The sequence below is a fragment of the Thermus sp. H19.2 genome (assembly GCF_054979525.1).
Window position 1 is genome coordinate 1836291 of sequence record NZ_CM143429.1, and the last position, 6210, is coordinate 1842500.

Annotated in this window: 4 protein-coding genes (1 of these 4 cut by a window edge); 1 reads left to right on the forward strand and 3 read right to left on the reverse strand. The window is 68.4% G+C overall.

Annotated features, from left to right (window positions below):
• The first annotated feature begins 40 nt into the window (after positions 1-40).
• A complete protein-coding gene (gene dnaB / locus ACY5J6_RS09945; RefSeq protein ID WP_462844835.1) occupies positions 41-1381 on the forward strand; it encodes a replicative DNA helicase in 1341 nt (446 codons plus the stop codon).
• Here the strand turns inward: dnaB and ACY5J6_RS09950 are convergent.
• From ACY5J6_RS09950 to ACY5J6_RS09960, 3 genes are all read right to left on the reverse strand, one after another.
• A complete protein-coding gene (locus tag ACY5J6_RS09950) occupies positions 1378-1929 on the reverse strand; it encodes a protoglobin domain-containing protein (protein WP_462846522.1) in 552 nt (183 codons plus the stop codon). The genes dnaB and ACY5J6_RS09950 overlap by 4 nt on opposite strands.
• An 80-nt stretch (positions 1930-2009) precedes the next feature.
• Positions 2010-2168 (reverse strand): hypothetical protein, encoded by a 159-nt coding sequence (locus ACY5J6_RS09955; RefSeq protein WP_462844837.1) that lies wholly within the window; start codon positions 2166-2168, stop codon positions 2010-2012.
• A gap of 113 nt (positions 2169-2281) precedes the next feature.
• A protein-coding gene (locus ACY5J6_RS09960) for a glutamate synthase-related protein (protein WP_462844839.1) crosses the window boundary here: on the reverse strand, positions 2282-6210 show its 3' portion. It continues 550 nt past the right edge of the window; the window shows 3929 of its 4479 coding nt (coding positions 551-4479); its start codon lies off the right edge, out of view; the stop codon is at positions 2282-2284.

Below are 6210 nucleotides of genomic sequence, written 5' to 3' on the forward strand. Positions count from 1 at the left end.
TGGCGCAGGGAAGGGGGGCGGGCGTAGCCTGGTGGGGTCTATGGGTTCGGAGGGCCGTATTCCCCCCCACAGCCTCGAGGCCGAGCAGAGCGTGCTCGGGTCCATCCTCCTGGATTCCGACGTGATGGACGAGCTGGAAAGCCTCCTCCCCTCCCCCGAGGCCTTTTACATGGAGGCCCACCGCAAGATCTACGCCGCCATGCAGGCCTTGAGGGCAGGGGGGAGGCCCGTGGACCTGGTAACCCTGGCCGAGGAGCTTTCCCGCAAAGGGGAGCTCGAGGGCGTGGGCGGGGTGAGCTACCTGGTGCAGCTTTCCGAGGCCACCCCCACCGCCGCCTACGCCGAGCACTACGCCCGCATCGTGGCCGAGAAGTGGACCTTGAGAAAGCTCATCCAGGTGGCCGGGGAGGCCATGCGCCTGGCCTACGAGGAGGCGGGAAGCCTGGACGAGATCCTGGACCAAGCGGGGAAGCGGATCCTCGAGGTGGCCCTCACCCAGACCGAGACCGAGGCCCGGCCCATGCGGGAGCTGGTCCACGAGACCTTTGAGCACATCGAGGCCCTCTTCCAGAACAAGGGGGAGATAGCCGGGGTGCGCACCGGCTTCAAGGAGCTGGACGAGCTCATCGGCACCCTCTCCCCCGGCTCCCTGAACATCATCGCCGCCCGCCCGGCCATGGGCAAGACCGCCTTCGCCCTCACCATCGCCCAGCACGCCGCCCTGAAGGAAGGGGTGGGGGTGGGGATCTACTCCCTGGAGATGCCCGCCGCCCAGCTGACCCTGCGCATGATGTGCTCCGAGGCCCGCATCGACATGAACCGGGTGCGGCTCGGGCAGCTCACGGACCGGGACTTCTCCCGCCTGGTGGACGTGGCGGGCCGCCTCTCCGAGGCCCCCATCTTCATCGACGACACCCCGGACCTCACCCTCATGGAGCTTCGCGCCCGGGCGAGGAGGCTCAGGAGCCAACACGGGGTGGGGCTCATCGTCATCGACTACCTGCAGCTGATGTCGGGGCCCGGCGGAGGCAAAAGCGGAGAAAACCGGCAACAGGAGATCGCCGCCATCTCCCGAGGGCTCAAGGCCTTGGCCCGGGAGCTCGGCGTGCCGGTGGTGGCCCTAAGCCAGCTCTCCCGGGCGGTGGAGGCCAGGCCCAACAAGCGCCCCATGCTCTCCGACCTCAGGGAGTCGGGGTCCATTGAGCAGGACGCCGACCTGGTGATGTTCATCTACCGGGACGAGTACTACAACCCCCACTCGGAGAAGGCGGGCATCGCCGAGATCATCGTGGGCAAGCAGCGCAACGGCCCCACGGGCACCGTGGAGCTCCAGTTCCACGCCCAGCACGTGCGCTTCAACGACCTGGCCAAGGAGCCCTAAGCCCGGGAGAGGAGGGCCGAGGCGCCCTCCTTGAGGGCCTGGGTGAGGTCCCGGTGGCCCAGGGAAAGGCCCAAGGAGAGGGCCTCGAGGTAGCTCTCCTCAATCAGGGCCACCTCTATGGCGACGATCTTCTCAAAAGCTTCCACGGCGCTGTAGACCTCATGCCCCCTTAGGGCCGTGCGCAGGTGCTCCAGGGAAAGCTCTTGGACGATGCCCATGGCGGGGATCATGGCCTTGGGACCGATGCCCAGGCGGGCGTGCACCAGGCCGATCCGCCGCCTCCTTTCCGCATAGGCCCGGTCGTACACCCCCGAGAAGAGCTCGCCGTACCAGCGGGCGAAGGTCCGGTAAAGCCGCTCCACCCGCCCCGGCTCGGCGTGGAGGATGGCGCCGAGCTCCGGGTCCCGCCCCAGGTAGTCGTAAAAGGCCAGGGCCACCTCGTGGGCGATGGGGGTCATGACCGCACCGAGCTCCCTGAGGAAGGCGGCATGGGCCTCGGTGAAGCCCGTGCGGCGCTTGAGAAGTTCCAAAAGCTCCCCGGGGTCCACGGGACAAATGTACCTCCTCACCCCTCCGGTCGTCTAGAAAGGCCCCGGGCCTGAGCCCGGGGCCTTGGGTACCCAAGGCGCTACGCCTCTTCTTTAAGACCTAACCGGGTAGCCACCTGGCGGCGCAAGGCTTCGGAATCCTGCCTCCGGCGGGCCGCTTCCAGCGCCTGCCGCGCCACCTCCTGGGCGTGGGCGGGATCGTCGGGGCTGAGGAGGGCCATGCGGGGACCCGTGCTCATGTAAGCTCCAGGAGGCACGTGGGTGATATCGTGGCCGACCTTCACCATGCGCACCCGGGTTCCCGTGAACGCCGGGCCGTCGGCGAGGAAAACGCCCTCCCTTGCACGAAGGCTTACTCCGTGCTCACCCCCTGCTCCACCTGCTGGCCCACGGGTTCCACCATACGGAAGTGCCGCGCAGGGTCCTCCAGGAGGGTCTCCAGCCTCCTGGCTTTCTCCTCCCGCTTGGCCTCCCTAAGCACCCGGATGTAGGCGGAAAGAAGCTCCCGCACGTCCTCCACCCCACGGGCGTCCAGGGGCTTCACCGCCACCTTGGCCCCCTTGGCCAGGCGGCGCCTCATGGCCTCCTCGGTGAGGCCCATCTCCGGCCAGTGGCGCAGGTAAACCCGGCCTCCCGTCATGCCCGAGCAGATCCAGGGCCCGGGGTCCCCGAGGACCAGGGCCCGGCCCCGCGTCATGTACTCAAAGGCGAAGCCCTTGGCCTGGGCCCGGGCGGCCAGGTTGCCGAGGTCGTCCCGCAAGGGCCGCTCGGGCTCCCCGCCCAGCACCACGTCCGCCCCGGAAAGCCGGATGCAGAAACGGCTGTCGGCCATCCCCTCCACCACCAAGAACCCCCCGATGGCCCCGTAGGCGAAGCTCTTGCCCACCGAGCCGTCCACGTAGGCCCCGTAAGGGTTCCGCCCCTTGAGGACGGCCACGGTCCCGCCGAAAGCGCCCTTGGCCACCCCATCCTGGGCACCGCCCTCCACCACCACCTTCACCCCCTCCACGTTGAAGGCGGCGAGGCCGTTCCCGGCCACGCTCCCCGCGTCCAGACGGAGTTCCACCTCGGCGTCAAAGCCCTTGCCGTAGAGGCGCCTCCGGGCGATCTCCCCGGAAAGGTGGGCCCCCAGGGCCCGGTCGGTGGAGTTCACCGGGCCCTCCTGGAAAAGGAGGCGCTTGCTCCCCTCCTGGTAGGCCGCCATGACCACCTCGGTGATGGTGCGGGTGAGCTGGTTCAGGGGCTTCCTGAGGACGTGGGCGGAGGTGTCCTTAAGCCACTCGGGCTCCTCCACCAGCTGGAAGAAGTAGCCGAGGTCCAGTTCCTCCAGGTGGTCCCGCTGGTAAAGGAGGTCCACCCGGCCCCGAAGCTCCCTAAGGGAGCGGGCCCCCAAGGCGGCCACCAGTTCCCGCAAGGCCTCCCCTTTGGCCTCAAAGAAGCGAGTAAGCTGCTCCACCGCCCGTTCCGTGTCCTGGGGGACAAAGCGCTTGAGACCGTGGGCCAGGGCCTCCTCCACCGTCTCTATCTGGGTGGTGATGCCCACGTGGCAGGTGTCCAGCTGGCATCCCCGGCAGATGGTGCAGCCGATGGCCACCATGGCCATGGTGGCCATGCCCACCCGGTCCGCGCCCAAAAGCACCATGCGCAAAACGTCGTAGGCCGTCTTCAGGCCGCCATCGGCCCAGATCTCCACCCGGTCGCGAAGCCCAGCCCGCACCAGGGCCCGGTGGGCCCGGCGCACGCCGAGCTCCACGGGCAAGCCGGCGTACTTCAGGGCGTGGAGCCTGGCCGCCCCCGTGCCCCCCTCAAAGCCGGAGAGGGTGATGACGTCGGCCCCCGCCTTGGCGATGCCCACGGCGATGGTGCCGATGCCCGGGATCACGGGCACCTTCACCGAGACCATGGCCTTGGGGTTCACCGTCTTCAGCTCCTCAATGAGCTGGGCCAGGTCCTCGATGGAGTAGAGGTCGTGGTTGTTGGAGGGGCTGATGAGGTCCACCCCGGGGACGGCGTTTCTCGCGGCCGCCACCTTGGCCGAGACCTTCTTGCCGGGGAGGTGCCCTCCTTCCCCGGGCTTCGCCCCCTGGCCGATCTTGATCTCTATGACGCTGGCTGAGTTCAGCATGTAGGCGTGGACCCCGAAGCGGCCCGAGGCCACCTGCTGGCCCCGCCAGGGGGTGTACTTGCCCAGCATGTCGGGGATCTCCCCGCCTTCCCCGTTGACGCAGAGCATGTTGAGGCGCTTGGCCGCCTCCACGTAGGCCCTGAAGGCGGCCTCCCCCTGGGAGCCGAAGCTCATGGCGCTGATGACGAAGGGCAGGGAGTGGGCCCCCACGGAGAGGTCCACCTCCTCCGGGGCCACCTCGCTCCTTTCGGGAAAACGCACCTCCAGAAGCTGCCGTGCGGCCACGGGGTTTTCCCTTTCCAAGGCGCGGACCTTCTCCTGGAAGTGGGCGTAAGGGGCCTGTCCCGTGGCCACCTCCTGGGCGGCCTTATAGATGCGGGGGTTAAAGCGGAAATCCTTGGCCGGGAGGACCTTCTCCGCCCGGAGGAAGCCTTCCCGCTCCAAAAGGGTCCGCTCCAGCTCCAAGAGTCCGTACCCGGCGTTCTCCGAGCCCAAGAAGTTTCGGGTGCCGAAGTACTCGGCGAGCTCGGGCTTGAGGCCGATGGCGCTGAAGATCCGGCCGTAGCCCCGGAGCTCGTGGATGCCCATGGTGGAGATGACCTTCTCTAGGCCCTTGCGGAGGGCCTCGAGGACGCCCGCCACCCCCTTCCGCCCCTCCAGGGCCCGGGCCTTCTCCTCCATGAGCCAGGGGGCCACGGCCTCGGCGCCCAGGCCCAGGAGGAAGGCCACGTCGTGGAGGTTCCGCACACCCCCAGAGTGGACCAGGAGGGAGGTCCTGCGCCTTAGGGCCACCCCCTCGGCGTCCCGTTGGAGGAGGGCCCGGTTCACCGCCGCCACGGCGAGCCCGATGTCGATCCAAACGCCCCCCTGGAAGGCCTCCCGGTCGGAGAGGAGGAGGACCTCGGCCCCCTCCTCCACCGCCCGCACCGCCTCCTCCTCCAGGCGCCTAAGGCCGGCCAGAAGCCCCTCCTCCACGGTGAACTGGGGGACGAGGGTCTTGGTCTTGAAGCGGGCCCGGACCTCGGAGAGGGTCAGGGTGCCGAAGCTTTCCGCCAGACCCTGGTCCGCTTCCAAGACGATGGGCAGAAGGAGCTCCTCCACCCTTCCCCCACCCCGGCCGTCGGGCAAGGGGCGGCGGCCCAGGAGGACGCGGGTGGAGAAATGCTCAATCTCCCGCTCCCGGTCAATGGCGGGGTTGGTCACCACCGCCACCGTCTCCTTGAAGAACTCGGAGAGGTTGGGCTTCTCCGGATTCAGGGCCGCCAGGGGGCCATCGTAGCCCAAAGAGCCGATGGGCTCGTTCCCCGTCTTGGCCAGGGCCTCGAGGTAGGCCTGGTCCCAGCGGTCCCAGCCGTAGGCCCGCTCCAGCCCCAGAGGAGGCGGGGCGGGCTTCTCCTCCACCTCCACCCCGCTTCCCCCGCTCACGGGGGGTGGCCCCTGCCTTAGGGGGCCTCCCAGGTGCACCCGGTAGCCCTCCACCGGGGTACGGGCGGCCATCCGCTCCAGCACCAGGCGCTGGTGCCGGTCAAAGGGCAGGACTTTGGGGCCTTCCGGGGTAAGGCGCAGGTAGACCTTTTCCCCCGGGGCCAAAGGCTTGGGCTCGGAAACGAACTCCTCGGCGCTGAACACCCCCCTTTCCGAGGAAAACACCAGCTCGTAAGGGGTTTCAAACTGCCAGAGGGGCCGCAGGCCCATGGCGTCGGTGGCGAAAACCGCCTCATCCCGGTGGCGGCTCACGATGGCCGCAGGACCCTGGGCCAAGGGCCCGAAACGCTGGCGCAGGGCCATGTAGAGGTCCTGCAGCTCCGGGGCGAGCCCCTTGATCTCCCCCAGGATAGGGGGAAAGACCAGGTCCATGGCCTCAGGGAGGGAGAGGCCGTAGCGGTAGATGAGCCCCTCCAGCATGCGGTTCAGGTCCTGGGAGTCCGAACCCCCAGTGCGGGGGATGCCCAGGTGGTCCATCTCCCGCCTTAGCCTCTCGATGGTGTTGATCTCGCCGTTGTGGCCCAGAAGGCCGAAGGGCTGCACCTGCTCAAAGGTGGAAAGGGTGTTGGTGGAGTAGCGGTTGTGGCCCAGGGCGATGGTGCTCTTAAACTCGGGCCGGGACAGCTCGGGGTAGTAGCGCTTGAGAAGCTCCGCCGCTCCTCGCACCTTGT

Bases quoted from the DNA above. Each gene is read 5' to 3' on its own strand.
- ACY5J6_RS09955 (WP_462844837.1), bottom strand. From the start codon at position 2,168: ATGAGCACGGGTCCCCGCATGGCCCTCCTCAGCCCCGACGATCCCGCC.
- dnaB (WP_462844835.1), top strand. From the start codon at position 41: ATGGGTTCGGAGGGCCGTATTCCCCCCCACAGCCTCGAGGCCGAGCAG.